This window comes from Luedemannella flava (assembly GCF_039528515.1).
GTDB classification, from domain to species: domain Bacteria; phylum Actinomycetota; class Actinomycetes; order Mycobacteriales; family Micromonosporaceae; genus Luedemannella; species Luedemannella flava.
The window spans coordinates 1-26,244 of sequence record NZ_BAAALT010000261.1; the positions used below are offsets into that span (position 1 = coordinate 1).

At 70.2% G+C, this 26,244-nt stretch carries 26 protein-coding genes, 1 tRNA gene, 1 pseudogene and 1 riboswitch; of the genes and pseudogenes, 13 read left to right on the forward strand and 15 right to left on the reverse strand.

All coding sequences use genetic code 11. The features are described 5' to 3' along the window. Together ABD211_RS29275 and ABD211_RS29280 are read left to right on the forward strand one after the other, a co-directional pair. A partial coding sequence (locus tag ABD211_RS29275) for a lysophospholipid acyltransferase family protein (RefSeq protein ID WP_344138809.1) occupies positions 1 to 678 on the forward strand: 678 nt, incomplete at its 5' end. 228 nt (positions 679 to 906) lie between these two features. Continuing rightward, the gene (locus ABD211_RS29280) at positions 907 to 1,656 is read left to right on the forward strand and encodes a class I SAM-dependent methyltransferase (RefSeq protein WP_344138811.1); all 750 of its coding nucleotides are present in this window, start codon (positions 907 to 909) and stop codon (positions 1,654 to 1,656) included. A gap of 186 nt (positions 1,657 to 1,842) precedes the next feature. Here ABD211_RS29280 and ABD211_RS29285 read toward each other — a convergent pair whose 3' ends face one another. Beyond that, positions 1,843 to 2,070 (reverse strand): DUF397 domain-containing protein, encoded by a 228-nt coding sequence (locus ABD211_RS29285; RefSeq protein WP_344138813.1) that lies wholly within the window; start codon positions 2,068 to 2,070, stop codon positions 1,843 to 1,845. Positions 2,071 to 2,272: 202 nt separating this feature from the next. Between ABD211_RS29285 and ABD211_RS29290 the strand changes: the two genes are divergently transcribed. After that, complete coding sequence (locus tag ABD211_RS29290) at positions 2,273 to 3,142, forward strand: helix-turn-helix domain-containing protein (protein WP_344138815.1); 870 nt, start codon at positions 2,273 to 2,275, stop codon at positions 3,140 to 3,142. A gap of 56 nt (positions 3,143 to 3,198) precedes the next feature. Here ABD211_RS29290 and ABD211_RS29295 read toward each other — a convergent pair whose 3' ends face one another. After that, complete coding sequence (locus ABD211_RS29295) at positions 3,199 to 3,672, reverse strand: DUF6232 family protein (protein ID WP_344138817.1); 474 nt, start codon at positions 3,670 to 3,672, stop codon at positions 3,199 to 3,201. Positions 3,673 to 4,156: 484 nt separating this feature from the next. Beyond that, a riboswitch (cyclic di-AMP (ydaO/yuaA leader) is annotated at positions 4,157 to 4,286 on the forward strand. A gap of 8 nt (positions 4,287 to 4,294) precedes the next feature. Between ABD211_RS29295 and ABD211_RS29300 the strand changes: the two genes are divergently transcribed. Together ABD211_RS29300 and ABD211_RS29305 are read left to right on the forward strand one after the other, a co-directional pair. Then, on the forward strand, positions 4,295 to 5,275 hold the full coding sequence (locus tag ABD211_RS29300) for an NlpC/P60 family protein (protein ID WP_344138819.1): 981 nt from the start codon (positions 4,295 to 4,297) through the stop codon (positions 5,273 to 5,275). A 40-nt stretch (positions 5,276 to 5,315) separates the two neighbouring features. Next, positions 5,316 to 5,801, forward strand: a complete 486-nt coding sequence (locus ABD211_RS29305) for an Rv0361 family membrane protein (RefSeq protein WP_344138821.1) — start codon at positions 5,316 to 5,318, stop codon at positions 5,799 to 5,801. Positions 5,802 to 5,859: 58 nt separating this feature from the next. Here the strand turns inward: ABD211_RS29305 and ABD211_RS29310 are convergent, their stop codons facing one another. The 4 genes from ABD211_RS29310 to ABD211_RS29325 form a co-directional block, all read right to left on the reverse strand. Then, the gene (locus ABD211_RS29310; RefSeq protein WP_344138823.1) at positions 5,860 to 6,801 is read right to left on the reverse strand and encodes a sigma-70 family RNA polymerase sigma factor; all 942 of its coding nucleotides are present in this window, start codon (positions 6,799 to 6,801) and stop codon (positions 5,860 to 5,862) included. 229 nt (positions 6,802 to 7,030) lie between these two features. After that, positions 7,031 to 8,629 (reverse strand): mucoidy inhibitor MuiA family protein, encoded by a 1,599-nt coding sequence (locus tag ABD211_RS29315; RefSeq protein WP_344138825.1) that lies wholly within the window; start codon positions 8,627 to 8,629, stop codon positions 7,031 to 7,033. Between the two features lie 28 nt (positions 8,630 to 8,657). Then, the gene (locus tag ABD211_RS29320) at positions 8,658 to 10,037 is read right to left on the reverse strand and encodes a GH1 family beta-glucosidase (RefSeq protein WP_344138827.1); all 1,380 of its coding nucleotides are present in this window, start codon (positions 10,035 to 10,037) and stop codon (positions 8,658 to 8,660) included. 14 nt (positions 10,038 to 10,051) lie between these two features. Next, entirely contained in the window at positions 10,052 to 10,795 is a 744-nt protein-coding gene (locus ABD211_RS29325) for an HAD family hydrolase (protein ID WP_344138829.1), read from the reverse strand. A gap of 108 nt (positions 10,796 to 10,903) precedes the next feature. Here ABD211_RS29325 and ABD211_RS29330 point away from each other — a divergent pair, with 108 nt between their 5' ends. Then, positions 10,904 to 13,222: a glycoside hydrolase family 65 protein gene (locus ABD211_RS29330; RefSeq protein WP_344138873.1), complete on the forward strand. Its 2,319-nt coding sequence runs from the start codon at positions 10,904 to 10,906 to the stop codon at positions 13,220 to 13,222. Positions 13,223 to 13,263: 41 nt separating this feature from the next. Here the strand turns inward: ABD211_RS29330 and ABD211_RS29335 are convergent, their stop codons facing one another. Beyond that, positions 13,264 to 14,346, reverse strand: a complete 1,083-nt coding sequence (locus ABD211_RS29335; RefSeq protein WP_344138831.1) for a glycoside hydrolase family 18 protein — start codon at positions 14,344 to 14,346, stop codon at positions 13,264 to 13,266. A gap of 94 nt (positions 14,347 to 14,440) precedes the next feature. Here ABD211_RS29335 and ABD211_RS33985 point away from each other — a divergent pair. Further along, positions 14,441 to 14,551 (forward strand): annotated as a pseudogene (locus ABD211_RS33985) (putative PEP-binding protein); the annotation flags it as partial. Positions 14,552 to 14,672: 121 nt separating this feature from the next. Here the strand turns inward: ABD211_RS33985 and rocD are convergent. Both rocD and ddaH read right to left on the reverse strand, forming a co-directional pair. After that, the gene (gene rocD / locus ABD211_RS29340) at positions 14,673 to 15,902 is read right to left on the reverse strand and encodes an ornithine--oxo-acid transaminase (RefSeq protein ID WP_344138833.1); all 1,230 of its coding nucleotides are present in this window, start codon (positions 15,900 to 15,902) and stop codon (positions 14,673 to 14,675) included. Between the two features lie 4 nt (positions 15,903 to 15,906). Then, the gene (gene ddaH, locus ABD211_RS29345) at positions 15,907 to 16,698 is read right to left on the reverse strand and encodes a dimethylargininase (RefSeq protein WP_344138835.1); all 792 of its coding nucleotides are present in this window, start codon (positions 16,696 to 16,698) and stop codon (positions 15,907 to 15,909) included. Positions 16,699 to 16,852: 154 nt separating this feature from the next. On the opposite strand from ddaH, the gene ABD211_RS29350 reads away from it, so the two are divergent. From ABD211_RS29350 to ABD211_RS29370, 5 genes are read left to right on the forward strand one after another with little or no spacing between them, the layout of a single operon-like run. Further along, the gene (locus tag ABD211_RS29350) at positions 16,853 to 17,374 is read left to right on the forward strand and encodes a VOC family protein (RefSeq protein WP_344138837.1); all 522 of its coding nucleotides are present in this window, start codon (positions 16,853 to 16,855) and stop codon (positions 17,372 to 17,374) included. Between the two features lie 45 nt (positions 17,375 to 17,419). Next, positions 17,420 to 18,274 (forward strand): hypothetical protein, encoded by an 855-nt coding sequence (locus ABD211_RS29355; RefSeq protein WP_344138839.1) that lies wholly within the window; start codon positions 17,420 to 17,422, stop codon positions 18,272 to 18,274. A 22-nt stretch (positions 18,275 to 18,296) separates the two neighbouring features. Continuing rightward, complete coding sequence (locus ABD211_RS29360) at positions 18,297 to 19,169, forward strand: LLM class F420-dependent oxidoreductase (RefSeq protein WP_344138841.1); 873 nt, start codon at positions 18,297 to 18,299, stop codon at positions 19,167 to 19,169. Then, positions 19,169 to 19,552, forward strand: coding sequence for a hypothetical protein (locus ABD211_RS29365; protein ID WP_344138843.1), 384 nt, complete (start codon positions 19,169 to 19,171; stop codon positions 19,550 to 19,552). The genes ABD211_RS29360 and ABD211_RS29365 overlap by 1 nt, the downstream gene beginning before the upstream one ends. A gap of 3 nt (positions 19,553 to 19,555) precedes the next feature. Beyond that, entirely contained in the window at positions 19,556 to 20,362 is an 807-nt protein-coding gene (locus tag ABD211_RS29370; protein ID WP_344138845.1) for a class I SAM-dependent methyltransferase, read from the forward strand. Here the strand turns inward: ABD211_RS29370 and ABD211_RS29375 are convergent. From ABD211_RS29375 to ABD211_RS29385, 3 genes are all read right to left on the reverse strand, one after another. Then, positions 20,303 to 21,625 (reverse strand): hypothetical protein, encoded by a 1,323-nt coding sequence (locus ABD211_RS29375; protein WP_344138847.1) that lies wholly within the window; start codon positions 21,623 to 21,625, stop codon positions 20,303 to 20,305. The two genes, ABD211_RS29370 and ABD211_RS29375, sit on opposite strands and share 60 nt — an antisense overlap. Before the next feature lie 69 nt (positions 21,626 to 21,694). Next, the gene (locus ABD211_RS29380) at positions 21,695 to 22,270 is read right to left on the reverse strand and encodes a GNAT family N-acetyltransferase (protein ID WP_344138849.1); all 576 of its coding nucleotides are present in this window, start codon (positions 22,268 to 22,270) and stop codon (positions 21,695 to 21,697) included. A 27-nt stretch (positions 22,271 to 22,297) separates the two neighbouring features. Beyond that, the gene (locus ABD211_RS29385; RefSeq protein ID WP_344138851.1) at positions 22,298 to 22,585 is read right to left on the reverse strand and encodes a Dabb family protein; all 288 of its coding nucleotides are present in this window, start codon (positions 22,583 to 22,585) and stop codon (positions 22,298 to 22,300) included. 157 nt (positions 22,586 to 22,742) lie between these two features. Here ABD211_RS29385 and ABD211_RS29390 point away from each other — a divergent pair. Beyond that, positions 22,743 to 22,818 (forward strand) — tRNA-Lys (locus ABD211_RS29390). A 52-nt stretch (positions 22,819 to 22,870) separates the two neighbouring features. Here ABD211_RS29390 and ABD211_RS29395 read toward each other — a convergent pair. The 3 genes from ABD211_RS29395 to ABD211_RS29405 form a co-directional block, all read right to left on the reverse strand. After that, a complete protein-coding gene (locus tag ABD211_RS29395; RefSeq protein WP_344138853.1) occupies positions 22,871 to 24,286 on the reverse strand; it encodes a tyrosine-type recombinase/integrase in 1,416 nt (471 codons plus the stop codon). 232 nt (positions 24,287 to 24,518) lie between these two features. Then, entirely contained in the window at positions 24,519 to 25,304 is a 786-nt protein-coding gene (locus tag ABD211_RS29400; protein ID WP_344138855.1) for a hypothetical protein, read from the reverse strand. 123 nt (positions 25,305 to 25,427) lie between these two features. Continuing rightward, a complete protein-coding gene (locus ABD211_RS29405) occupies positions 25,428 to 25,949 on the reverse strand; it encodes a hypothetical protein (protein WP_344138857.1) in 522 nt (173 codons plus the stop codon). Between the last annotated feature and the right edge of the window lie 295 nt (positions 25,950 to 26,244).

The window sequence follows — 26,244 nt, forward strand, 5'->3', positions numbered from 1 at the left end:
CGCCGGGCGGCGGTGCGCGGCTGGTTCCGGGCGCTGCTGCGCGCCGCCGGGGTGCGCGGGCACGTGGGCGGCGCTCCGCTCGGCGCGACCCCGGCGCTGGTGGTGGCCAACCATGTGTCCTGGTTGGACATCCCGGCCCTGCTCGCGGTGGGGACCATGCGGGTCGTGGCCAAGAGCGACGTCCGCGGCTGGCCGCTGGTCGGCGCGCTCGCGGCCCGCGTCGGCACGATCTTCATCGACCGTACGCGCCTGCGCAGCCTGCCGCGCACCGTCGCCGACGTCGCCACCGCCCTGCGGTCCGGGCACAGCGTGCTGGCCTTCCCCGAGGGCAGCACGTGGTGCGGCCGCGTCGGCGGACGGTTCCACCCGGCCGTCTTCCAGGCCGCCGCCGACGCCCGGGTGCCGGTGCGGCCGGTGTCGCTGACGTTCCGGCTGGCGGACGGCACGCCCACCACGGTCGCCGCGTTCGTCGGCGAGGAGTCGCTGCTGGACTCGGTGCGCCGCGTGGTGGCCACGCGCGGCCTCGTCGTCGAGGTCACGGTGCGTCGCCCGGTCGAGCCCGTCCCGTCCCACGGCGCTGGCCCCGCCCGGCCCTCGTCCGCGCGGCGGACGCTCGCGCTGCTGGCCCACGCCGAGAGCGTCGGTCCGACCCCCGAGCGCGGACCAACTAATCGATGAACGACGTTGGCATTCGCGTTACCCATTCGTCATCATGGAAGCCCTGAGGTCCGCTTAGCAGCGACGATCGGGGGTTCCCGCGTGCCCCATGCCCATCATGGACACGGCGACGACCACTCTCATTGTCATTCGGACCCCGATCACCTGGTCAACGCTGCTCAGGACGATGCGGGTTGGTATGAAGCCGTAACCAGGCGTCTCCTCGCGGCCGGTCCCCTGCCGCACCTGGTGGCCGACGTCGGCTGTGGCGGCGCCGGCATGGAGCTGGCCACGGCCGCCGCCCTGCCGCCGACCGCGACGGTCGTGGCCCTCGACGTCGCCGATCACGTACTCGACGCGGCCCGCCGCCACGTCGCCATCCACCTGCCGCGGCGGCACGCCCGACTGGTGTTCGCCCGCGGCTCGGTCGAGGACGGCCCCGAGGCTCTGCGCGCCGCCCTCGGGGGCGCACCCGACCTCGTCTGGGCGTCCGCGTTGGTGCACCACCTCGGCGACCAGCAGGGCACCGTGGACACGCTCGCCGGCCTGCTGCCCACGGGCGGCCGACTGGCCCTCTACGAGTCGGGCCTCATGCCCCGCCACCTGCCGTACGAGCTGGAGATCGGCGCACCCGGTCTGGAGGCCCGACTGGAGGCGGCCCAAGGCCCCTTCTACTCGAAGGTGCGCACCGAGACCCCGGGCGCCAAGCCGCTCCCGTACGGCTGGACGGAGGTGCTCCACCGGGCCGGCCTCGGCCTGGTGGACACGATCAGCCTCGTCATCGAGCACCGCGCCCCGCTGTCAGCCGACCGCAAGAAGCGCGTCCTGGCCTGGCTCGCGATGCGCGTGGGCAACGCCCGCCAGGTCCGCTCGCTGACGACCGAGGACGACGCGGCCTGGACCCGCCTCCTCGACCCCCACGACCGCGCCTGGCTGGGCCACCGCGAGGACATCTACCGCCTGGAGGCCCGCACCGTCCACATCGGCACCCGCCCCTGACCCACCCGGCAGATGCGCGCGTATGCGCACTCCATGCCCGTTCGGTCGGGCTCCGCCTCGCCGATCGCGCCCGTATGGGGCAAGCGAGGCTCGACCTCACCGGGAGTGCACATCCGGCGAGCGGGCCGCGCGGCGCGATCTCGAGATGTGCGCATGTGGCGGCATCGCCACATGGCGGCAGACCCGTCAGCGGTCGAAGTCGCCCTCGCGGACGGCGGCCAGGAAGGCTGACCAGCTGTCCGGCGAGAAGCTCAGCACCCCTCGTTCGGGAGCGACGCTGCTGCGCAGGAGCACCCGGTCCGGGTCGGTGAGGCTCACTTCGACGCAGCAGTTCGCGGTATGGCAACGCGTGCTGCGGACCCAGGACGGGGCGATGGCGCGCGCGGCGGCGCTGTCACTCGAGACGAGTGGCATCGGTGCTCCTCGTTATGTCCTTTGTATAAGGATTACACCGCGTTTGCGAGCACAGCTCATGACGCGCGCGGTGGTAGGCTTGCAATTTGCCACGTGGCATGTTGCCAGGATCATGCAGGGCTCGCCAGTAGGGGCCGCTTGTGTTGCGTTCCGGCGTGTTCCACGGTGGCGACGATCGGTGTCCGTTGGAGGTTGACGGGACTTGTCCCAGGGACCGACGATTCCGCGTCGGCGGCTGCGATCCGAACTCCGGGCCGCCCGGGAAGCCGTGGGCTTCACCCAGGAGCAGGTCGCTGAGGAGCTGGCCTGGTCAACCTCGAAGGTCATCCGCATCGAGGCGGGCATCGTCGGGCTGAGCATCACGGACCTCCGCGCGCTCCTGGAGATGTACGAGATCACCAACCCCGCACGCATCCGCAAGCTGGAGGAGTTCGCCCGGCTGTCGCGCAAGCGCAGCTGGTGGTCGGCCATCAAGGCGGACGAGGTCAGTGCCCAGCAGCGCATGCTCATCGGGTTCGAGGCCGAGGCGACGAAGCTGCGCCACTTCCACCCGCTGCTCGTGCCGGGCCTGCTCCAGACCGAGGCGTACGCCGCGGCGCTCCTGCGCGACTGCGCGGTGCCCGCCCCCACCGAGGCGAGCTTCCAGACCCGGATGGACGTGCGGCTGACCCGCCAGCAGGACACGTTGGAACGCCACGCGCCGCCGCTCGTCACGGCGATCATCGACGAGGCCGCCCTGCACCGGCCGGTCGGCGGCACCGAGACGATGCGCGAGCAGCTCCGCCACCTGCTCGCCCTCGGCGAGCGGGCCAACGTCGAGATAACGATCCTGCCGTGGCGGGTCGGCGCGCACCCGGGCATGGTCCACGGCGGCTTCACGATCCTGCAGTTCGACGAGACCGCCGACGCCGACGTCGTCTACATGGAACACGGCGCGACCGACCGCGTCCTGACCGACGACCAGGAGGAGATCGGCAAGTACTGGACGATCATGCAGCGCCTGGAGCAGGAGTCGTTGAGCGTCACCGACTCCCGCAGGCTCATCGAGCGCGTCCTCGACGGCCTGGACTGACCGGTCCGGGCACCGGGGGCGGCGTGGGCCCGCCACCCCCGGTCTCCCCCCGGAGTTCAGTACGTGGCGGGCCCCAGCCGGCCCAGAAGCCGGAAGACCACCCGCTTGACCTTGCCGAACGCCACCGCGTCACGGCTGGCGTACAGGAGCACCCAGTTCCCCCGGCAGCGCACCCACAGCTCGTGCGGTCGGGTGCGCCAGCTGTACGACGCGCCGCCGCCGAGACCGGCGACCGCGCACATGGTCACGGCACCGATGGCGCCGCTGCCGACGATGCTGTTCGCGCCCATCCCGGCCGCGACGCCGATGACCGCGACGCACGCTGCCGCGATGGACAGCGCCTGCGCGGAGGGGCGGCTGCGACCCCGCGAGGCGGACAGGCCCGCCAGGTCGCTCACCGGGTGGCAGACGCCCCGCACCCGCAGGCAGGTCTCGGTGACGAGGATCCCGGGCCGGGGCGCGAACGCGTTCTCGTGCCCGCCGGGGCATTCGGGGCTGGTGTGGCGGTCGCCGGCATGAGTAAGCTTCATGTCGTTCTCCTACAACTCGTTCACGCGGGTTGTGCAGGAGTGGCGGCGTTCGGTGGCAGCCGAGCGCCGCCTTACTTTTTGTGCATGTGGTGGTCGTGTGCGGGAAATCGTCCGGTGCCGGCAGCCCACCGATCGTTGGGGCCCTATCTGAGATTGTGCGGTCACCTGGGGCGTTTGGGGAAGATGGCAAGTTGCCACCTGGCTACTTTTAATCGGGGTTAAGGAAACTGGCGTCGCGCTATCGTCACAGACCGTCAGCTGCAAATTCAGCCCCATAAGCCCTGGTAGCCCATAAGCGCGACATCTTGGCCTACCAGATCCGTTCCGCCTCACGTACGGTGGCTAGGCCTGGCCGGCCTCAGCCGCCCACCCCCGGGTGGCCCGATCGGGCACCGCCGAATCGGCAAGCCGCTGCTCACGGCCCATTCCCCCGGGTCGCGTGTGTGGCGGGGCGCCGAACCGGGGACCCACCCGGCGCCACCCGTGGCCCGGATCACCGACCGTCACCTCGACGGCGCGGTCCCTGGGGTGAATCCGTCCGCCCGCGGACGGTAGGGCGACATCCTTCCCGCCCGAACCCGTCAGCTAACTCGGTAGGCGGTCTGGGAGAAGGAGTTCCCCCGTGCCACCAGCCCGCAGGCTGCTGCGGGTGGCTCGCGTGCTGCGACCGGTGCTGGTCGCGGCCGCGGTCGCGGGCGTGTTCATCGCGCCCAGCGCCGCGCACGCCACGCCATCCGTCGAGGATCTGCAGGAACAGATCACCACCAAGTCGGCCAAGCTCGAGAAGGTCGTCGAGCAGTTCAACAAGGCCCGCGAGGATCTGAAGAGGACCAGGGCCGAAGCGGCGGCGCTCGAGCAGAGCCTGGGGCCGCTGCAGAAACAGCTCGACGCCGCCCAGGAGCGGGTCACCGCCATCGCGGTGCGCGCGTACAAGGGCGGCGACTTCGCGGCGATGAGCTCGGTGCTCCAGAGCGGGTCGGCCGCGACAGCCGTGGACCGGCTCACCACCATCGACCGCCTGGCCTCGGCCAACCAGCGGGAGATCGACGCGTACCGGGCGGCCCGCAAGGACCACTCGGACCGGGCGGCCGCGATCGCCGCGCTGGCCAAGAGCCAGCAGAAGACGGTCGATGACCTCGCCGCCAAGCGCAAGGACATCACCAGGGAGCTGGAACACCTCAACGACCTGCGCCGCCAGGCGTACGGGTCCGCGCAGGAGACCAGCTCCAACGCCAACGTCAGGGCGCCCAACGTGTCGGGCAAGGCGGGCGTGGCGGTGCGCTTCGCCTACGCCGCGCTCGGCACGCCGTACTCGTGGGGGGCCGACGGCCCCGGCGGGTACGACTGCTCCGGCCTCACCATGGCGGCCTGGCGGGCCGCGGGCTACTCCCTGCCGCACAACGCCGCCATGCAGTACAACCAGCTTCCGAAGATCGGCCGCAGCCAGCTCAAGCCGGGAGACCTGGTCTTCTACTCCGGCCTGGGCCACGTGGCGATCTACGTGGGCAGCGGGAAGGTGATCCACGCGCCGACGTTCGGGGAGGTCGTCAAGATCGCCCCAGTCGACATGATGTCGCCGTACGGATACGCCCGAGTCGCATAACGGCAGCGACGACATGCGCCGGGCCGCTATGGTTCGGCGCATGTCGTCGCCTCCGCCGTATCCGCCGCAGCCGGTCTGGGATCCGAACCAGCCCCAGCCGAAGAAGAAGCGCAGCACCCTCAAGATCGTGATCATCGCGATCGTCGCCGTCGTGGTGCTGTGCGGCGGCGCGATCGGCACCGGGATCTACTTCATCGTCCGCGCCGTCGACGACGCCACCCAGCCGATGCGCGACGCCGCCACGGGCTACCTGGACGACCTCAAGGCGCGCAACTACGAGACGGCGTACGGGCGCCTGTGCCAACGCACCCGCGGCCACTTCAGCCAGGCCGAGTTCGTGTCGGCGGTGAGCGCGCGCCCCGTCAGCGACTACACGGTGACCGGGTTCAACGTCGCCAACCGCAACGGCCTGGTCGACGGCAACGTGACGGTCCGGTGGACCGAGACGGACGGCACCTCCGTGACCCACATCATCCCGATGGTCCAGGAGGGTGACACCTGGCGCGTCTGCGGCGACCCGGACTGACCAGGACATACGTGAAAGGGCCGGCTCCATGCGGAGCTGGCCCTTTCACGTTGACAGATTAAGCGGCGCGCAGGCCCTCGGAGCGGGCCAGCTCGCGCAGGCGCCCGAGCGCCTGGATCTCCAGCTGGCGGATCCGCTCGCGGGAGAGTGAGAACCGGGAGGCGACCTCGGTCAGCGAGTGCTCGCGGCCGTCCTCCAGGCCGTAGCGGGCCCGCATGATGCCCGCCGAGCGGTCGTCGAGGTGGTTGAGCAGACCCTCGATGCGCTGGCGCTCCATGGCGGCCAGCACCAGCTCCTCCGGCGACGGGGCGTCGGCGTCGGAGACGAGGTCGCCCAGGTTGGTGTCGCCGTCGTCGCCGACCGGGGTGTCCAGCGAGACGGTGTCCTGCGACCAGCGCTTGAGCTCGGTGACCCGCTCCAGCGGCACGCCCATCGCCTGGGCCAGCTGCTCCGGCTCCGGCTCGGCGCCGTGCTCGCGGGTGTACTGCCGGGCGACGTTGCGCATCCGGTTGACGTCCTCCACGAGGTGGACGGGCAGCCGGACGGTGCGCTCCTGCTGGGCGATGGCCCGGCTGATCGCCTGGCGGATCCACCACGTCGCGTACGTCGAGAACTTGTAGCCGCGGACGTAGTCGAACTTCTCCACGGCGCGGACGAGGCCGGTGTTGCCCTCCTGGATCAGGTCGAGCATCGGCATGCCGGAGCGCACGTACCGGCGCGCGATGGAGACGACCAGGCGCAGGTTGGCCCGGATGAACACATCCTTCGCCTCGGCGCCCTCGACGACCAGACGCCGCATCTCGGCCTCGGTGGCACCTGCCGGGACCATGTCCTCTTCCAGCAGGTACTCAGCGAACAGACCCGCCTCGATCGCCTTGGAGAGTGCGACCTCCTCTTCGGCGTCGAGCAGCGGCGTCTTCGAGATCTCGTGCAGGTAGACACCAACCAGGTCGCGCTCCTCGGCAACTTCGCTGGTCCGTAGTACCGTTGTCTTCGCCACGCTCGGGTCCCTCCCCGTCGACGCACCCATTGGGTTGTGCCCTTGGGCTGTGCCCCTGACACAACAGAGTCAAAGGCCCGATGATTCCGTTCCAGACGTAGGCTGCGTCACATTCGGGTGACGAGCGCTGCGCATGGCGCCGCTTACCGTGACGGGCCTCACGAGCTATTCGGCATACCCCGGCCAAAGGTTTGGCTAACCGTTAAGACGTTTCGACGGCGACAAAGGTTCACTCGCGCCAGCCGACGACCTCCACGCCGCGGCCCAGCTCGACCCGGATCCCGAGCAGGATCTCGCGCGCCGCGCCCGGTTCAAGATCCAAAACCCAGGTGAGTACGCCCAGGTCGCCGCGCTCCGACGGGGCGGGCTCGACCCGCGCCTCCTTGACCGTGATGTCCGGATCCTTCGACACGGGGATCTGGTCGAGCACCGTCACCCGGGCGGCCCGGGGCGTGTGGTTGCGGATGGTGATCCGGTGCTCGGTCTCCAGCCGGCGGCTCGAGCCGAGCACCGCCTTGCTCGACGTCCGCCGCACGAGCTCCCGTTCCACCCGCAGCCGGTCGTCCACGCCCAGGGCCAGCTCGACCTCCTCGCCCGGCGCCCAGGTCGACAGCGCCGTGCTGCCGATGAAGTCGCCGCCGTGGAACACCGCGGCGAGCCCGGGCAGCAGCGTGTGGGCCGACGTGTTCGTCACGACCGCCCGCAGGTGCGCCTCCGCGCCCCGCACGGGGGCCGTCAGATAGTCGAGGACCGCGTCCAGGTCCACCACGGCGACCGTGGCCCGGTGCGCCCCACCGTCGGCGGGCACGGCCACCGGCCGCGCGGGCTGGTACGTGGCGGCCGTCACGCCCTGCTCGACGGCGGCGGAGAGCCCGGTGATCGGGGCGGCCATCTCTGCGTCCACGGCCGCGGCGTAGGCCTGCATCGGCGCCGCCGCGGGCGCCGGCATCGGCGGACCGCCCGGCGCCATCGACCGGGCCATGGCGAGCGGCATCGGCGGCGGCAGGGGGCGCACCCGGTCCAGGTACCACGGCTGCAGCTCGGGGACGATCACCTCACCGGACGGGCGGGCGGTCGACAGCCGCAGATCGCACTCGGGCCAGTCCTCGCCGGTGCGCTGGGTGATCACCCCGAACCAGGTGACCTTGAGGGTGTTGTCGGTGAGCCGCACGTCGTACGCGCTGTGCCAGCCCGCCCCGTCCACCAGGTAAGACAGCTCCAGCGTGACGGTCGCGTCCGCCGTGACCTCCAGCGCGACGCTGGCCGACTGCCGGTCGGGATCGCGCTGGCGCCGCCGCGCCTCCAGACCGCGCACGTACGCGGCGATCTGCTCCTCCAGCCGGGTCTTCCGCTCGGCCAGCTCCCGGCGCTCCTGCCGGACCTGTGTCTGCTGATCGGCGAGCGCGCCGCCCAGCTCGACGGCGGCGGCCGGCTCCCGGTCGCCGGCGGCCAGCGCGCGGGCGAACGCGCCGGTGGCGCTGCGGCCCAGCCGGGTCAGGAACTCCAGCCGCTCCCCCGCCACCGCCTCGTCGTCGACGACGGCCGCCAGCTCGGCCCGGGCGCCCCGGAGCTGCTCCTCGAGCCGCTCGGCCGCCTCGTCCGTGGTGCGGGGCCGGTAGCGGCGGGCGACGTCCACGCCCAGCACGGTCGCCGGGCCGGTGCCCGCGACGCGCACCGAGTCGGTGACGAGCTGCAACGGGAGGTCGTCGAAGACGACCCGGTGTTCGCCCGTGGACAGGTCGACCCGACCGCGCCGGGTGATCCGGGCGCGGTCGGGGTAGACCGTGACGGCGACGACGGGTGCGCTGATGATGACGGGTTCGGCCACGTGGCCGAGGCTAACCGCCAGGGGCAACTCAGGCGGTCGGGACGGCGTTATTTCGCGCTACCTGCCCGTACCAGTGGGAACTGGTCTTGGGGATGCGGGTCTGGGTCGGGTAGTCCACATAGGTCAGCCCGAACCGCTTCGCGTAGCCGTGCGCCCACTCGAAGTTGTCGAGCAGCGACCAGGCGAAGTACCCCTTGAGCGGGACGCCGGCGGAGATCGCCGAGTGGCACGCGCGCAGGTGGGCGTCGAGGTAGGCGACCCGCTCGGGGTCGTCGACGCCGTCCGGGCCGGGCTTGTCGGGGTAGGCCGCGCCGTTCTCGGTGACGTAGAGCGGCAGGTCGCCCGCGACCGCGTGCACGTCGAGGAGCTGCTGGCGCAGGCCGTCCGGGTCGATCTCCCAGCCCATGTCGGTGACGGGCAGGCCGCGGCTGATGTGACGCACCCGCTCGCTGCCGATCCACGGCGAGTGGCTCGCCGGGTCGTGGGGCTCGCCCTCGGCGGCGGCGATGGCGCTGCGGCTGTAGTAGTTGAGCCCGAGCAGATCGATCGGCGCCGAGATGATCTCCAGATCGCCGTCCTGGATGTGGCCCAGGTCGCTGACCGGGGCCAGGTCGGCGCGCAGATCGGCCGGGAACTCGCCGCGCAGCAGCGGGTCCAGGAAGATCCGGTTGCCGATGCCGTCGAGGCGGCGCACCGCGTCCGCGTCTTCGGGCGCGTCGCTGGCCGGCGTGAACGCGTGCAGGTTGAGTGTGATGCCCAGCTGGTTGCCGGCGTGCTGCGGGCGCATCGCCTGGATGGCCAGGCCGTGGCCGAGCATGAGGTGGTGGGCCGCACGCAGGGTGGCGATCTTGTCCTGATGGCCGGGGGCGTGCTCGCCGGTGCCGTAGCCGAGCATGGCCGAGCACCAGGGCTCGTTCAGCGTGAGCCAGCTGTGCACCCGGTCGCCGAGGGCCTCGTGGGTCAGCGCGGAGAACTCGGCGAACCGGTAGGCGGTGTCGCGGGCCGCCCAGCCGCCGGAGTCCTCCAGCTCCTGCGGCAGGTCCCAGTGGTAGAGGGTGATCCACGGCTCGATGCCGCGGGCCAGCAGGTCGTCCACGAGCCGGCGGTAGAAGTCCAGCCCCGCCTGGTTGACCGGACCGCGTCCACCCGGCTGGATGCGGGGCCACGCCACGGAGAACCGGTATGCCCCCAGGCCCATCCCCGAGATCAGCGCCAGGTCCTCGGCGGCGCGGTGGTAGTGGTCGCAGGCCACGTCGCCGGTGTCACCATCGCGGACCTTGCCGGGGGTGTGGCTGAACGTGTCCCAGATCGAGGGCGTACGGCCGTCCTCGGCCGCCGCGCCCTCGATCTGGTACGCCGCCGTGGCGGCGCCCCACCGGAAACCATCGGGAAAGTTGAGCTCTGTCATGTGCCAGAGCGTATCTATATGAGGCTGCGCAGGTCCTGGGTGACCACGTCCGCGCCGTTCTCGGCGAGTCCGTCGGCCTCCCCGCCCCGGTCCACGCCCACGACGAGCCCGAAATTGCCGGCGCGACCCGCGCGTACGCCGGCGATGGCGTCCTCGAGGACCACGGCGTCGGCCGCGGCGACGCCGAGCTCGTCGGCCGCCCGCAGGAAGGTGTCCGGCCTGGGCTTGCCGGGCAGGTTGAGCGCCTTGGCCTCGAGCCCGCTCACCCGGACCTTGAAGTAGATGTCCAGGCCCACCCGGCGCAGCACCATGGCGCAGTTCTCGCTGGCGGAGACCACCGCCATCGGCTTGCCGGCGGCCCGGGCCGCGTCGAGCAGGGCGAGCGCGTCGTCGAAGATCTCCACCCCGTTGCGCTCGAGTTCGGCCAGAAAGAAGCCGTTCTTGGCGTTGCCGAGGCCGTAGATCGTGTCCATGCCCTCGTCCTCGGGCTCACCCATGGGCACCGAGATTCCACGCGATTCGAGAAAAGTCGCGACCCCCTCAAATCGGCGCCGACCGTCGACATAACGCACGTAATCCGTGGCGATCTCGAACGGCGCCTGCGCTTCGCCGGTCCGCTCGGACCAGCCGATGAGGAATTGATCAAAAAGCTGTTTCCAGGCCCGGGCGTGTACATCCGCCGTTTTGGTGATCACTCCATCGAGATCAAATAGAAGCGCACCGAAGCGCAGGGCTTTCCCGGTGGTCTCGTCCGCCATATTGGTTCCCCCAACTCCGTCATCCAGCTGATCCGCTTAACCCGATCGTCATATATTGTTCCGATCGTGTTACAACGTGACATTGTCCTGCCACCGGAGCACGTCTACGTGCCCGATGAGTGGCGCATCGTCGAGACCAGGTACTCAGATGAGCACCTCGGTCGCGCTGAGACCGTATTTGCCCTGAGCAACGGCTTCCTGGGCGTCCGAGGGACGTTCGAGGAAGGCCGTCCGGCACTGTTGCCGGGCACTTTCGTGAATGGCTTTCATGAAACGTGGCCCATCGTGCATGCCGAAGAAGCGCATGCCCTGGCTCGGGTCGGTCAGACGATCATCAACGTCCCCGACGCCACGGTGTTCAAACTTTATGTGGACGACGAACCTCTATTTCTCGCCACGGCCCGGGTGCAGGACTACCGGCGCGTTCTCGATATGCGCGCCGGGACGTTGACGCGGGAATTCACCTGGATCCTGCCGAGCGGCAACCGCGTGCGGGTGCGCTCGACACGGATGGTCTCGCTGCGCCACCGGCACGTCCTGGCCATGACCTACGAGGTGACGGTCCTGGACGAGGCGGCACCGATCGCCGTGTCCTCCCAGGTCGTCAACCGGCAGGACACCCGGCCCGCCGACGAGCAGCCCGAGCAGCGTCCGGACGACCCGCGTCTGTCGCGGGTGCTGCCCGACCGCGTCCTCAACGCGCGCGTCATCGACGCCGAGGACAACCGGGTCATGCTCGGCTACATCACCACCAACAGCCGGATGACCCTCGCCGTCGGCGTCGACCACGTCATCGAGGCGGAGTCCGACGTCGAGACGACGGTCTCGGCCGACGGCGACGGCGGCGAGCTGCTGCTCACCGCGGACGCCCAGCCCGGCGTGCCGATCCGGATCACCAAGTACGCCACCTACCAGGGCTCGCGCAGTATCCCCGCGGTCGAGCTGACCGACCGGGCGCGGCGCACCCTCGACCGGGCCGTGCGGGCCGGGTTCGACACCCTGCTGGCCGAGCAGCGCGAGCAGCTCGACCTGTTCTGGGAGCGGGCCGACATCCGCGTGCGTGGCGGCGCCAACCAGGTCCGCTACCAGCAGGCCATCCGCTGGAACCTGTACCAGCTGGCCCAGGCGTCGTGGCGGGCGGAGAACGCCGGCATCTCGGCCAAGGGCCTCACCGGGCAGGCCTACGACGGTCACTACTTCTGGGACACCGAGATCTACGTCCTGCCGTTCCTGGCGTACACGCAACCGCGCCTGGCGGCGAACCTCCTGCGGCACCGGCACTCGACCCTGGATCGTGCGCGGGAGCGTGCCCGCGACATGAGCCAGAAGGGTGCGCTCTTCCCATGGCGGACGCTGACTGGGGAGGAAGCGTCCGCGATGTTCCAGGCGGGCACCGCGCAGTACCACATCAACGCCGATATCGCGTTCGCCGTACGCCAGTACGCCGAGGCGACCGGTGACCGCCAGCTGCTGGCGGAGAGCGGCGCGGAGATCCTCGTGGAGACCGCCCGGTTCTGGGAGGACCTGGGTTTCTACGGGACGGACGGCAAGTTCCACATCCACGGTGTGACCGGCCCCGACGAGTACACCACCGTCGTCAACGACAACACGTACACCAACCTCATGGCGCGGCTGAACCTGAACTACGCCGCGGCGACCGTGCGCCGGCTGCACGACGAGCAGCCCGACGACTACACGGCCCTGGCCCACGCGGTGGGGCTGCGGATGGACGAGGTGGACGCCTGGGAGCAGGCGGCCGCCAAGATGCACGTGCCGTTCGACGAGGACCGCGCGATCCACCCGCAGGACAGCACGTTCCTGGAGCGCGAGGTCTGGGACCTCAAGAGCACGCCGAAGGACAAGTTCCCGCTGCTGCTGCACTTCCACCCGCTGGTCATCTACCGGTACCAGGTCATTAAGCAGGCCGACATCGTCCTGGCGATGTACCTGCTGGCCAACGAGTTCTCGGAGAACCAGAAGCGCCGCAACTTCGAGTACTACGACCCGCTGACCACGGGCGACTCGTCGCTGTCCGCGTGCGTACAGTCGATCATCGCGGCGGAGATCGGGGACCAGACCCGCGCGCTGCGGTACTTCAACTACGCGCTGCTCATGGACCTCGCCGACGTCGCCGGCAACGCCGAGAACGGGGTGCACATCGCCTCGACCGGCGGCGTGTGGGCGGCGCTGGTGGGCGGCTTCGGCGGCTTCCGCAACGTCGACGAGTTGCCATCCTTCTCGCCGAACCTGCCGAAGATCTGGACGGACCTGGAGTTCTCGCTGCTCATCCAGGACCGCCAGCTCCGCATGCACCTGCGCCACGACGAGGAGACCTACACCCTCGACAAGGGCGACCCGCTCGACATCAGCGTCCGCGGCGAGGTGCACACCCTGCACCCCGGCGCCCCGCTGGTCCTGCGCCGCTAGGTGTGACGCGACCGGGCGGGGCGGAACGTCGCCCCGCCCGGTCAGCGGGCGAAGCCCGCCACGATCCCCGCGAACTCGTAGGGGCGCTGGTCGACGCCGCTGCAGGTGGGCACGGCCCACTCCACCGGGGTCGGCCCTACGCAGGCCTGGTCGCGGTTGAGCGACCAGAACGACAGCCAACCCAGCCGACGGGCCTTGCCGTACTCGACCAGCGACCGCGCGTCGAGCGGCAGCAACCGCTCACCCCGCACGTCCGCGTGACCGATCATGAGCTGCAGGCCCAGGCGGGCGTAGGCGGCCGCGTCCGAGTCTCCGAAGAGCACCTTCACCTGGCCGTGGGCGGCCTCCAGCGCACCCCGGATGTCCGCCTGCGTGGTGCCCGCGCCGAGGTTGAACGCCATCACGTTCACGATGTCCGGACGTACTCCCGCGCGCAGCGCGGCCCTGATCCCCGCGACCGCGACCGGCGGGAGGCCGTCACGGCCGACCGGCAGGGTGAGGCTGACCCGCAGCGGCCGCCCGGTCGCCCCCGCCCGGTCCAGCAGCAGGCGCACCGCGCGCATCCGCCGGTCGACGCCGACGGCCAGGTCCTCCGCCTCGTAGTCGAGGTCGATGCGGGTGAGGCCGTAGGCGTCGATGACCTTCTGGTACGCGGCGGCGAGCGCCCGGTCGCTGCCGCACGCCACGCCCAGCTCGGTGCCGGCCGCGCCGCCGAAGGACACGGCCACGTCGCCGCCGCGCCGGCGGACGCTGTCCACAGTGGCCGCCACGGCCGCGTCGGCGCCGACGAGCAGGGCCGGGTCGCCCTGCCACGCGGGCCGGCAACCGCCGGCGTCCAGCACGAACGCGAGGATCAGGTCGCGCGCCCCCGACGTGTCCAGGGCACGCCCGACAAGGTCCACGTCGGACCCGAACGGCTGGTAGTACAGCGGGGCTCGGAACCTCGCGGCCGGCACCGGCGCGGGCCGCGGGACGGGCACCGCGACGGCTGACCGTTCCGGCTCGGCGACGGTGGCGCGCGGACGCCGGTCGGTCATGTCGCCGAGCGCCATCCCGGCACCGGCGCCGGCCACGGCAAGAATCGCCACGGCGACGGTCTTGAACACGAGCTGCTGCGCGCGCATCGGCCCTACTCCCGTCTGCGGGTGTATTCACCCCGCAACGGGACAACGGCCACGAACCGCCCGCGGTTGCGCCCGATCCGCGTGGCGACGCCGGCGTGCCGGCAAGCCGGTCGGGGTGTGCGGGGAGGCGGCCGCCGACCCGCTGCTGGCCTGCGTGCTGGTCGGGCTCGGCGTGACCAGCCTGGAGGGCGCCCGCCGCGCCGTCGACCCGACCTGATAGATCGACGCGCGGCGGGCACCCCGTTCCAGGGGGCATCAATGCCCACTTCTGACGCAACACGCCCGCCGGGGCCTCGGGGCAGCCCGGCGGGCGCGTCAGCCGGAGATCAACCGGAGAGCACGTCCGCCAACCGGTCGACGGCCCAGTTGAGGTCGTCGTCGCTGACGACGAGCGGCGGGGCGAGCCGGATAGTCGACCCGTGCGTGTCCTTGACCAGCACGCCCGCGCGGAGCAGCCGCTCGCACGCCTGCCGGCCGGTCATCAACGCCGGGTCGATGTCGACGCCGGCCCACAGGCCACGCCCACGCACGGCGGTCACGCCGTGCCCGACCAGCCCGTTCAGCCGCTGGTGCAGCACGTCGCCGCGGTCCTGGGCGGCCCGCTGGAACTCGCCGGTGCGCAGCAGCCCGACGACCGACCGCGCGACCGCGCAGGCCAGCGGGTTGCCGCCGAACGTCGAGCCGTGCTCGCCCGGCTTGAGCACGCCGAGCACGTCCGATCGGGCGATGACCGCGCTGACCGGCACGATGCCGCCGCCGAGCGCCTTGCCCAGCAGGTACATGTCGGGCACGACGCCCTCGTGCTGCACCGCGAAGGTGGTGCCCGTGCGCCCCAGGCCCGACTGGATCTCGTCGGCGATGAACAGCACGTCGTGGCTCGTGCAGGCCGCGCGCACGCCGGCGAGGTAGCCGGCCGGGGGCACCAGCACGCCGGCCTCGCCCTGGATCGGTTCGAGAAGTACCGCGACCGTGTTGGGGTCGATGGCCTCCGTCAGCGCGTCCAGGTCGCCGTAGGGCACGATCACGAACCCCGGGGTGTACGGGCCGAAGTCCGCGCGCGCCTCCGGGTCGGTCGAGAAGGAGATGATCGTCGTCGTACGCCCGTGGAAGTTGTCGGCCGCGACAATGATCTTCGCCTGGTCGCGGGGCACGCCCTTCACCTTGTAGCCCCACTTGCGGGCGACCTTGATGCCGGTCTCGACGGCCTCCGCGCCGGTGTTCATCGGCAGCACCATCGTGTCGGCGCCCAGCCCGGACAGGTCGGCGAGCTCGCGGCAGAACGGGCCGAACTGGTCGTGCAGGAAGGCCCGGCTGGTGAGCGTCACGCGCCCGAGCTGCTCGATCGCCGCGGCCACGAGCGTGGGGTGGCGGTGCCCGAAGTTCAGCGCCGAGTACCCGGCGAGGCAGTCGAGGTAGCGGTTGCCCTCCACGTCGGTGACCCAGGCGCCCTGGCCCTCGGCGATCACCACGGGCAGCGGGTGGTAGTTGTGGGCCGTCCACCGCTCGGCTTCGGCGATCGCGGCGGTCGTGGCGAGGTGTTCCATGATCGAAGTCATCGCGTCAGCTCCTCAGTTCCAGTGTGCAGCACTTCGGGCCGCCACCGGCCTTGAGCAGCTCAGACAGGTCCACGGGGACGGGCTGGAAACCTCGGGCGGCCAGCTGGGACGCCAGGCCCTGGGCCTGGACGGGCAGCACGACCCGCCGGCCGTCGCTGACCGCGTTGAGGCCGAGCACGGCCGCGTCCTCCGCGCTGGCCAGGATGGCGTCGGGGAAGAGCCGGGCGAGCACCCGCCGGCTACCCTCACTGAACGCCTCCGGCAGGTACGCGATCTGGTTCTCGGCGAGCACCGTGAGCGCCGTGTCGAGGTGGTAGAAGCGCGGGTCGACCAGCTGCAGCGTGACCACGGGCCGGCCGAGGATCTCCTGCAGTTCGGCGTGCGCGTCGTGGGCGGTGCGGAAGCCCGTGCCGGCCAGCACGAAGCGCCCGGCCAGCAGGAGGTCGCCCTCCCCCTCGTTGATCTCCTTGGCCTCGTGCGCGGTGAACCCGTGTCCCGCCAGCCAGTCCAGGTACGCCGGGCCCTCGGCCACGCGCTCGGGGAAGGCGAACTGCGCGCCGTACGCGATGCCGTCGATGACGGTGGCGCCGTTGGCGGCGAACACCATGTCGGGCAGGCCCGGGATGGGGTCGATCTCGTCGACGGTGTGGCCGAGCTCGCGGTACGTGTCACGCAGGTGGGTCCACTGCGCGACGGCGAGGTCGACGTCGACCGGGGCGGTCGGGTCCATCCACGGGTTGATCGCGTAGTCGACCGCGAAGTACGTCGGTCGGCACATGAGGTATCGCCGGTTCATGTGAATGGACGCTATGGCAGATCCAGTTGCAACGGACAGGTCTGGATCATGCGACTGACCGACGATTCGTTGTGCGATCGGACGCTCCGATAGGCAGTCTGTTGCGCGGGTTGGCGCCCGGAATAGTTGCTTAGTCAACTAAGTTGTGTCTGTCATGGGAATACACCGCCTCAACCACGCCGTGCTGTTCGTGTCCGACCTGGCGCGCAGCGTCGACTTCTACACCACGGTGCTCGGCTTCCGCCGCGTCCCGATGACCCCCGACGGGTTCGCCGGCGCCGCGTTCCTCCAGGCCCCCGACTCGACCAACGACCACGACCTCGGCCTGTTCGAGATCGGCCACGAGGCCGGGCCCTCCCTCGCCGGCCGGACCACGGTCGGCCTCTACCACCTCGCCTGGGAGGTCGACACGCTCGCCGAGCTGGAGCGCACCGCCGCCGCACTCGCGAACGCGGGCGCGCTGGTCGGCAGCTCCGACCACGGCACCACCAAGAGCCTCTACGGCAAGGACCCCGACGGTCTCGAGTTCGAGATCGTCTGGCTGGTCCCGGCCGACCGGCTCGACGACGCCGCCCGCGACAACCGCAAGCGGATCCGCCCCCTCGACCTGGCCCGCGAACAGGCGCGCTACGGCGCGGCGACCCGCGGCGGCGTGGGCGTGTCCATCCCCGCCTGACCGCATCCGACAGCGCGGCGCGGCCCGGCGGAGTAGAACGAAGGTATGGCGCACGCCGACGTGGTGCACGAACTGCTCGTGCGCTACCTCGACGCCTGGACCGCGCGCGTCCTGCACAGCCCTCGCTCCGTCGCCTACACCCAGGTCAGCGCCAGCGCGTACGACGCGGCCGGGGCGGCGCTCGCGGCCGCGCGGGTGTTCGCCGAGTTCGCCGACCGGGCGCGCGGGCGGACGCTGGCGCTCGACGTCGCCTGCCCCGACGAGGCGACCGCGGAGCGGGTGCGGGGCGCGGTCGCGGCCGAGTCCGGTATCGCCCCGGGCGTCGTGCGTCTGACGGTCACGGCGGGCCCGTCGCCCGTACTCATGGAATCGGCGAGCGTGTTCGCCTACCTGGACCACCATGGGGAGGAACCACCCACGGCCGCGACGCTCGGCACGTTGGCCGGGCGTCGCGGCCTGGAGGTTCTCGTGCGCGGGCCGGCGGTGGCGCTCGACGCGTGGCCGTGGCGGGCGGCGGTCGAGCTGGTGGCGCGGGACGCGTCCGCCGAGACGGTGAGCTTCGCGGCCGGCGACGAGCGCGCGCTGGCGGTGTTCAAGGACGAGCTGTGGGCGCTGGACGAGTACGCGGGGATCAGGTACAGGGACCCCGGCGACGCCGAGGGGACGCTGCTCGACATCTCGTTACGGCCGGCGCTCGGGCCGCTGCGGCGGGCGGTGTGCGGACACCTCGGCGGCGGCGCGCGGACGCTCGCGCAGCTGCGGGCGTGGGCGCTGACCGGGACGATCTACCGGGCCGACGACGTGACGCGGGCCGTGACGGAGCTGCACCACAGCGGCGCGGTGCTGCGGCAGCCGGTCGGCGGACGGCTGACGGCGGCGACGATGCTCAGCCTTGCGTGATATCGGACGTAGGGTCGAAACCATGAGGATTGGCGTACAGATCCCGGACTTCACGTACCCGGGAGGGCCCGCCACGCTCGGCGCGGACCTGGCCCGCATCGCCCGCGCCGCCGACGAGGCGGGCTTCGACACGATCGCCGTGATGGACCACTTCTTCCAGATCTCCGTGGTCGGGCCGCCCGAGAACGACATGCTGGAGGCCTACACGACGCTGGGCTACCTGGCCGGGGTGACCTCGCGGGCGCGCCTGCTGGTGCTGGTCACCGGGGCGATCTACCGCCATCCCGGGATTCTGGCCAAGACGGTCAGCACCCTCGATGTGCTCTCCGGCGGGCGCGCCTGGCTCGGCATCGGCGCCGCCTGGAACGAGGAGGAGTCGCGCGGCCTGGGCATCCCGTTCCCGCCGGTCACCGAGCGCTTCGAGCGCCTGGAGGAGACGCTGCGGATCTACCAGCAGATGTGCCTGGGCGACGAGACGCCCTTTGTCGGCAGGCATTATCAACTCGGCCGGCCGTTGAACCGGCCCTTGCCGCTCACCCGGCCCTATCCCCCGATCATGGTCGGTGGCGGCGGGGAGAAGAGGACGCTGCGCCTCGTCGCCCAGTACGCCGACGCGTGCAATTTGTTCAACGCGCCCGACCTGGAGCGCAAGCTCGAGGTGCTGCGGGGGCACTGCGAGGCGGTCGGCCGCGACTACGACGAGATCCAGAAAACGGTGTACTACCGCTTCGATCTGGGCGCGGCCGGCGAACGGGCCGGCACGGTCGTCGCCGACCTGGAGCGCCTCGGCAAGCTCGGCATCGACCTGGCCATCGGCCAGGTGCAGGGCGCGGAGACGATCACACCACTGGAGATCATCGGTCGCGACATCATCCCGGCCGTGGCCGACTTCTGATGGCCTTCACACTGGTGGCGCCGGTGCTGGAGGGCCGGCTCGTGCGGCTGGAGCCGCTCTCCTTTCCGCACGCGCCGGCCCTGGCCGTCGCCGCGGAGGAGGACCGGGGGACGTTCGGTCTCACCTGGGTGCCGCGGTCGCATGACATGGACTCCTATATCGACGCGCAGCTCGGCCGGGCCGCCGCCGGGGCCATGGCGCCGTTCGCCCAGGTCGCCCGTTCCACCGGGCTCGCGGTGGGGGCGACCTCGTACCGGGACCCGCGGCGGCAGTGGTCGCGGTCCTGGGCGCCCGGCGAGGACGGGCAGCTGCGCGACTCGGCCATGTTCTCTATCGTGGCGGCCGAATGGCCGGAGCGACGCGCGGCGCTGGGCCAGACGTAGGCAGTGTTCGCCGATGCGCGGGGATACGCCCACCACAACGAGCACCAGCGCCGACAGTCGGCGCGCCTCATCGGGCGGCTCCAGCTCACCGCGGGACAGTCAGTGCTGGACGTGGGCTGCGGGGACGGCAGGATCACCGCCGGGCTGGCCGCGAGGTTCCCGGGAGTACGGGTGCACGGCATCGACATCTCCCCGGAGATGATCACACACGCCCGCGCGACGGTCGGCGGGTCCTTCGAGGTCGCGGATCTGCTGGAGTACCAGCCCGGCCAGCGGTTCGACGTCGTCTTCTCCAACAGCGCCATGCACTGGATGGTGCCGCCGGAACGCGCCTACCGTCGGGTGTTCGCCGCGCTGGTGGACGGGGGAACGATGGCGGTCCAGCAGGGCGCGGCCGGCTGCTACCGGCAGCTGTGGGACTGTGCCGAGGAGGTGCTCCGCGACCTGGGCCTCGGCGGGTGCCTGGCGGGGTGGGCATACCCGGCGCACTACCCGACCGCGGCGGAGCTGGCCGAGCTGCTGACGGCCGTCGGGTTCGTGGCCGTGTCGGTCGGGTCCGCGCGGACCTGGCTGGCACGTACCCCCGAGCTCTTCGCGGCCTTCAGCCACGCGGGCCTGCTGCCGTACACGCGCCAGGTGCCCGCCGAGCGCCGGGCCGAGTTCCGCGCGGCGTTCATCAGCCGCGCCGGACGGTCCACCGACCCGGTTTTCGAGCACCGCCTGTACGCGCTGGCCCGCAGGCCGGACACCTCAGCCGCGCGGCCCGCGGCTCTGCGGGATCCGCCGCAGACGGGCGCGGCGCCGGCGTGACACGCGCTGCCGCAGCCGCCAGCGCAGCCCGGCGATGAAGCCGCCGTAGTTCAGGGCGAACCCGAGCCACAGCAGGATCACCGCCGCGATCGTGAACGTGGTCGCGGCGCGGGCCAGGTTGATCTCGACCAGCGCGGGCACGAGCGCCGCGATGCTGCCCGCCGCGGACAGGGCGAACAGCACCTGCAGCCGCGTGGTGGCCTGGGCCTGCCGGTAGTCGGCCTGACCCCGGGAGTACTCCTCGAGCAGGCGCAGACGCTGCTCCGCCGCCCGACGGTGGTCCCGCACGCCGAGCGTCCGCTCGAAGTACCGGGCCACCCGCAGCAGCGCGGGATCCTTCAGCATCAGGTCCATGTTGCCGACCTCGGTGAGGTCCTGCGCGAGGGCCAGCTGGGACGAGGACAGCTCGTGCGCGCTCGCCACGCCGCGCCCGTACGGCGTGCGGCGGAAGTCCTGGTCGTAAACATTGATCCACAGTTGGCACACGAACCACTGCGCGTGGATCAGGCTGAACATCGAGATGACGTCGGCGAGCTCCCGCGCGGTTGCCGTCGGGTCGGTGCGCAGCACGGTCGCCCAGCCGCTGCTCTGGATCTCGACCCCACCGGCGGTCAGGCTGCCCGGTATATCGGGGTACGACGTGGGCTTCGACCGCGTGAGCAACAACAGGCTGTGGACCGTCGGCCGGTCCAGGCCCGCGCGGAGGTCCACGAAGCAGGTACGGAAGTCGTGGAACGCGTAGGTCGCCGGCCGCTGCTCGACGAACGGTCCCAGCGCCGCACGCAGCTCCCGGACCAGACCGCCGTGCAGGTCCGCCGGTGGCCCCGCCGACACGGCGGTGTGGGCGGCGAGCTCGGCCGTCATCGCCCCGCACAACGTCAGGTACGGCAGGTAGTCGGTGTTCTTCCAATGGACGAGGTCGTCGTAGAAGTCGGCGAGCCGCACCTCGGCGTCGGAGGTCTCGAAGAGGTAGTCGACCGAGACGACGCCCAGCCAGGGGTACAACCGCAGGGTCCGCTGGAACCGCCAGTCCGACCCGCCCAGGTGCACGGTGCCGGAGCCGATCACGGCCCGGAGCACCACGGCGTGGCGCACCAGGTACGACAGGTTCCAGCTGCGGGTGAAGGCCTGATCCTCCTCGAGGCTCCCGCAGAGGCGGATCAGGGCCTCGCGGGCACCCTCGGTGTCGATGACCGCCCCGCCGATGTCGTACTTGAAGGGGACGTACACCTGGACCGCGGATCGGCGGTCGGGGGATGGCACGTCGGTGTCCGCGTGCCGCACCCCGGCGGGAGGCTGACCGGCCAACGGACCTCCGGCATCACGTGGCGGCTAGTGGCAGGTGGTCGCCGATGACCGTGGCGAGGAGGCCACCGTGCCGCTGGACTGATCGAGCCCGAAGTAGACCGTGTCGAGCCCGGCGCCCCGGTGGTCCTCCAAGGTGTAGAGCTCCTTGAATCCTAGGGCCTGCAGCAACCGGATATGTGACGTGTTGGTTGACCAGGTGCGCAGCACGATCCACGAGGACGCCAGCGGCATCAGTTGCCCGTACAGCAGGCGGGCGTGCCCGGCGCGGCGGCGGTCCCTGGCCACCGCGATCGTGCTCACGTACGTGCACGCGCCGACCTCCGGCAGCTCCGCGATGTGGTGCCCGAGTCGGTAGGACAGGAAGGCGGTCAGCCGGTCACCTTCGAACACCAGCAGGTTGTGCTGGGTCAGCAGCGCGTCGAGGTAGTTGGTGGGCTGCGATCCGGTCGGACCGTTCAACTGCGTCTCGGTCGTCCCGCGACGGTCGGTCAACGGCGGCACGAAATCGTCGGCCACCTCATCCACCAGCGCGGCGAACTGCTCCCGCTCGCCGGCCGTCATCGCGCCAGGTGTGACGTGCTTCACTCGCACGGTGTCCACCTGGCCAGTCTAGCGATCCGGGTAGCGTCAGACGACGATCTGGCCGCGGGTGATGCGCTCGGCGATCGGCTTCAGATACTGCGCGCTGACCCGTCGGTGTCCCTCGTCGACCGCCCAGTCACGGTAGGCCTGCTCGTCGTCGAAGTCCGAGATCATGACGATGTCCACTGTGTTGTCGACGAGGTCCAGGTCGCGTCCGAACGTGAACGCGCTGCGTCGCTCGAACGGGATCGCGACGAGCGCGTCATGGAAGGCGGCCACCTGCTCGTCCGTCGTGCCGGGCTTGAGGTCAACCATGATCACACTACGAATCATGACGATCATTCTATTGGTCGGACGGGTGCGGGAGGGACGCCCGTGTCGCTCATCTCTGTCCGATTTTTTGTGAGCTTTTGTCGCGTTTATGAGACCAGTCTCATACTGATTGGAGATCCAACCCAGGCGCGTGCTAAGGTTTCGCCGTTGCCGACGAGCGCCGCTAGCTCAACTGGCAGAGCAGCGGACTCTTAATCCGCGGGTTCGGGGTTCGAGTCCCTGGCGGCGCACCACATCTGAGCAGGCCGTATAGCCATCGAGCTATGCGGCCTTGATCTTTGTGTGTCACGCGTGTGTGCGACGTGTGCCACGCTTCTTCGCTCCCTTGTTGCGACGCTTTCCGTTGGGGCGCTTGGGTTCCGGCCCAGTCTGCTGTTGTTTGACTCCGGACCCTGGTGTGCCATTTCCGAGCTTGGCGCGGTGTCGATGGCCGGGGTTACGTGCGGCGGCGGTCAGGACGAGGCGCGCGGTAGCTTCCGCGATCTTGAAGTGCATCTGCATGAGGACGCTGGTGTAGGTGTCGGCGGTCAGCACAATGCTGGTATGCCCGAGCTGCTCCTGAACCGTCTTCAGGTCCGCACCGGCGGCGTGGGCGAGCGTCGCGGCGCCGTGGCGCAGGTCGTGCAACCGGACCGGTGGTAGGCCGGACTTGGTGACCAGGGTGCGGAACCGACGCGTCAGGTAGTCCGGGTTCAACGGCACGCCCAGCAGGTTGGTGAACACGTAGCCGGACTCGACCCACCGATCGCCGGCGTTGTGGCTTTCGGCGATCTGCCTGCGGCGGTGTTCGCTCAGCAGGCGCATGGTGGTCTTGTCCAGCGCGATCGTCCTGCGGCTCGCCGCGGTCTTCGGCGGCCCCTCGGTGGTGACGTGGCCGTAGGTGATCCGTTGTTGGGAGATCATGACGACGCCGGCGTGGAGGTCGACGTCGACCCAACGCAGCCCGGCCGCCTCGCCGCGGCGCAGACCGCGGAGGGCGATGAGCCACCACATCGCGTAGAGCCGGTCGACGTCGACGAACCGTAGGAAGTCGGCTACCTGCGCGGTGGTCCACACCGCGACCGAGTATCGCTGGCCGGTACGGCGCCACTCGTCCACCCGGTGTTCAGTCCACACCTGCGCCTGCGGCCGGCACGGGGACGGTAGTTCGATGAATCGGGCCGGGTTGTCGCGGATGAGCCCGTTGCGGATCGCGGCGTTGAGCGCGGAGCGCAGGGTGGCGCGGATGCGGTGCAGCGTGGACGGGGTGGGTGGGCGGCCGTAGCGGCCGTCGGTGCTGGCCAGAGTGGTGAACATGGCTGTGATGTGCCGGCCGGTGAGTTCACCCAGTCGGATCCGTCCCAGGTGAGGGATGAGGTGGCGTTCGACGTGGTCGGTGTAGGAGCGCAGGGTGCTCGGGCGGATGCTGGTGCGGGTGGTCAGCCAGTACCGCAACCACCGGTCCACCGTCCACAGCTCGGTGGTGCGTTCCTCCGCCGATCGGGCCAGTAGCGCGTCGCGGGCGGCTTCGGCGTCCTTGCGGGTGGCGTGACCACCGCGACGGACCCGTTCACGTTGGCCCGAGAGCGTGACAACAGTGCAGTGGTAGTACCAACTGCCGTGACCACGCTCGCCCAGCCGCGGGCAGGCCGACTCCATCAATCGGTTGCTGCCGGGGTGGCGGCAACAGCACCGTTTGAAGATCACACCACTGTCCGACATGGGTCCTCCTCGTTGATCGTCTACTTCTTCAACGAGCGCAGGTCTATCGGGTATGAACCAGCAGTTCGGATAGACGGAGACCAAAGATGATCGACGTGCTGGTAACCGCCTCAGCCCGTCGCCGAACAGAGTGGCGCACGCTGAACGTGCCGCATCGCCCGCGCCGACGAACGTCACCACGTCGGGGTGAGGCAAGGCAAGCCCTGATCCGCTCAGCACAGTGTCAGGCGATTCAGGTGCCGGGTTCTCGTCGGGGATGGCCCCGAGGTGGCTTGAGCGCCTGCGACGGGTCGTTAGCCTCGATGCCGCGTAACTGGGCGGCGATGGCCTGCTGCTCCTCGCTCAACCCGGAAAGGTCATGCAGCCACCAGCCGGGCCCCCACCGCAGGACTTTGCCGAAGCGTGTAAGGATGAGACCGGCTTCGAAGTCTGCCGCGGGGTGGCGTACCGCGCGGACGAGCGGATCGTCGTCTCGTAGCCACTCGTAGTTGCCGGAGTCCGGAACGTACCGGGTGAAATGTTCGGTGTAGCAGTCGACGAACACCCAGCCGGGCCCATCCGTCGGCACGTAGCACAGGATCCGCTTGTCCACGAGAAGGCTCGGCGGCCCGAAAGCCGCCTCGACTTCACTGCGTCGGACGTCGCGGCCGTCGAACCGTTCACGCAAGGTGAACGTGAGCTGCTCCCACGCCTCAGCGTCCAGTAGGCGCTCCAAGCGCAGGTAGCCCAGACGGTGGAACTGCTCGGCGTACACGGACGCCACCTCAGCACGGTAGTCGCGGTCCTTGCTGAACAGCGCGACGAACGGCCCGATCACCCCCAGCTTGCCGTACCCCCTGATGTGCTCGTTGACCTGCTCCAGGTCGCGCTCCCGCTCATCCAGGTAGCACAGATCGGCCAGGAGCCGACGGGCCTGCATCTCGAACCCACGCCCATCTGGGGCGTACATCCCAGCCCTGGTGAGCATGAGCGGAAGGCCGTCCAGCCACCGCTGCCGAAGATCCGCCGCCGAACGCACAACCCGAGCGTACCGGCCGCACCGACCACGATGGCCAGTGCAAACCCAGGTCGACCGCCGGTAGTTCGATGGCTCCTCGGACGTCGGCCATCCATCCGGACCCGACACACCCTGGCACCGCCGTCATACCGTGCGGCCGTCTGCGGCCGTGCGTTGAAACGGGAGGTTCCGGAGACCGGACCAGTCGTGTTCAGCTGCAACCAAAAGGGCCTTCATTCGTTCTTTACCTTCAGCCATGACGACGTCGGCGAAGCAGGCGCAGTCAATAAGGTCTCGGCCCTGAAGGAGGCACATGACCACGCCGGTAACCTGGATTCCTCGGGCGGCGATGATAGCGTTGTCGTCAATGAAGGGCAGCGGGACGCGCGAAGCGATCTCCTCAGTAAGCAATACAGCAAATCGCGGCGGCCCGAACAGTCCGAGCAGGAAGCCGGTCAGCTTGCCTACGCCGAGATGTAACCGCTTCTTGCCCTCAAGAATGGCTAGCGAAAGCTTAGCCAACGCCTCGCAGTTACGGGTGTTCCAGGAACACCTGACCGCCTCCCAAGTCTTGTCCGAAATGTAGTCGTTGGCGCGTTCCTCAAGAGCGGCTAGGGCACCAATGGTTGTTGCGTCTATACAGTATGAGGCCGCCTGTTGCAGCAAGTCGTTGCGCTGTGCGGTTGGGACACGAGGTGACGATGACACCCGACCAGAATTGTGCGCACTGGACTTCTTCCGCGGTCGCGGTATGTGGCGCGTGACTGAGCCGTCCAGAATTCCATAGTGGTGCCTGCACCTTTCACCCTTGACGTTTACGAGGTTTCGGCATTTTGTGCCGTTTGACTTTGGCGCTCCGCACCTCGCCTTGGGCTTGCGGCGCGCCACATCGGCTTCCGTCCATTGATGGCGCCGACACCGTGAGCCTGCCGAACTAACGGGATTTCGACACTTCTTTCCA

Coding starts and splice junctions, on each gene's coding strand:
- ddaH (WP_344138835.1), bottom strand. CDS start 16,698: ATGAACCGGCGATACCTCATGTGCCGACCGACGTACTTCGCGGTCGAC.
- ABD211_RS29350 (WP_344138837.1), top strand. CDS start 16,853: ATGGGAATACACCGCCTCAACCACGCCGTGCTGTTCGTGTCCGACCTG.
- ABD211_RS29295 (WP_344138817.1), bottom strand. CDS start 3,672: ATGAAGCTTACTCATGCCGGCGACCGCCACACCAGCCCCGAATGCCCC.
- ABD211_RS29305 (WP_344138821.1), top strand. CDS start 5,316: ATGTCGTCGCCTCCGCCGTATCCGCCGCAGCCGGTCTGGGATCCGAAC.
- ABD211_RS29365 (WP_344138843.1), top strand. CDS start 19,169: ATGGCCTTCACACTGGTGGCGCCGGTGCTGGAGGGCCGGCTCGTGCGG.
- ABD211_RS29360 (WP_344138841.1), top strand. CDS start 18,297: ATGAGGATTGGCGTACAGATCCCGGACTTCACGTACCCGGGAGGGCCC.
- ABD211_RS29325 (WP_344138829.1), bottom strand. CDS start 10,795: ATGGCGGACGAGACCACCGGGAAAGCCCTGCGCTTCGGTGCGCTTCTA.
- ABD211_RS29285 (WP_344138813.1), bottom strand. CDS start 2,070: ATGCCACTCGTCTCGAGTGACAGCGCCGCCGCGCGCGCCATCGCCCCG.
- ABD211_RS29355 (WP_344138839.1), top strand. CDS start 17,420: ATGGCGCACGCCGACGTGGTGCACGAACTGCTCGTGCGCTACCTCGAC.
- rocD (WP_344138833.1), bottom strand. CDS start 15,902: ATGACTTCGATCATGGAACACCTCGCCACGACCGCCGCGATCGCCGAA.
- ABD211_RS29320 (WP_344138827.1), bottom strand. CDS start 10,037: ATGACAGAGCTCAACTTTCCCGATGGTTTCCGGTGGGGCGCCGCCACG.
- ABD211_RS29335 (WP_344138831.1), bottom strand. CDS start 14,346: ATGCGCGCGCAGCAGCTCGTGTTCAAGACCGTCGCCGTGGCGATTCTT.
- ABD211_RS29395 (WP_344138853.1), bottom strand. CDS start 24,286: ATGTCGGACAGTGGTGTGATCTTCAAACGGTGCTGTTGCCGCCACCCC.
- ABD211_RS29385 (WP_344138851.1), bottom strand. CDS start 22,585: ATGATTCGTAGTGTGATCATGGTTGACCTCAAGCCCGGCACGACGGAC.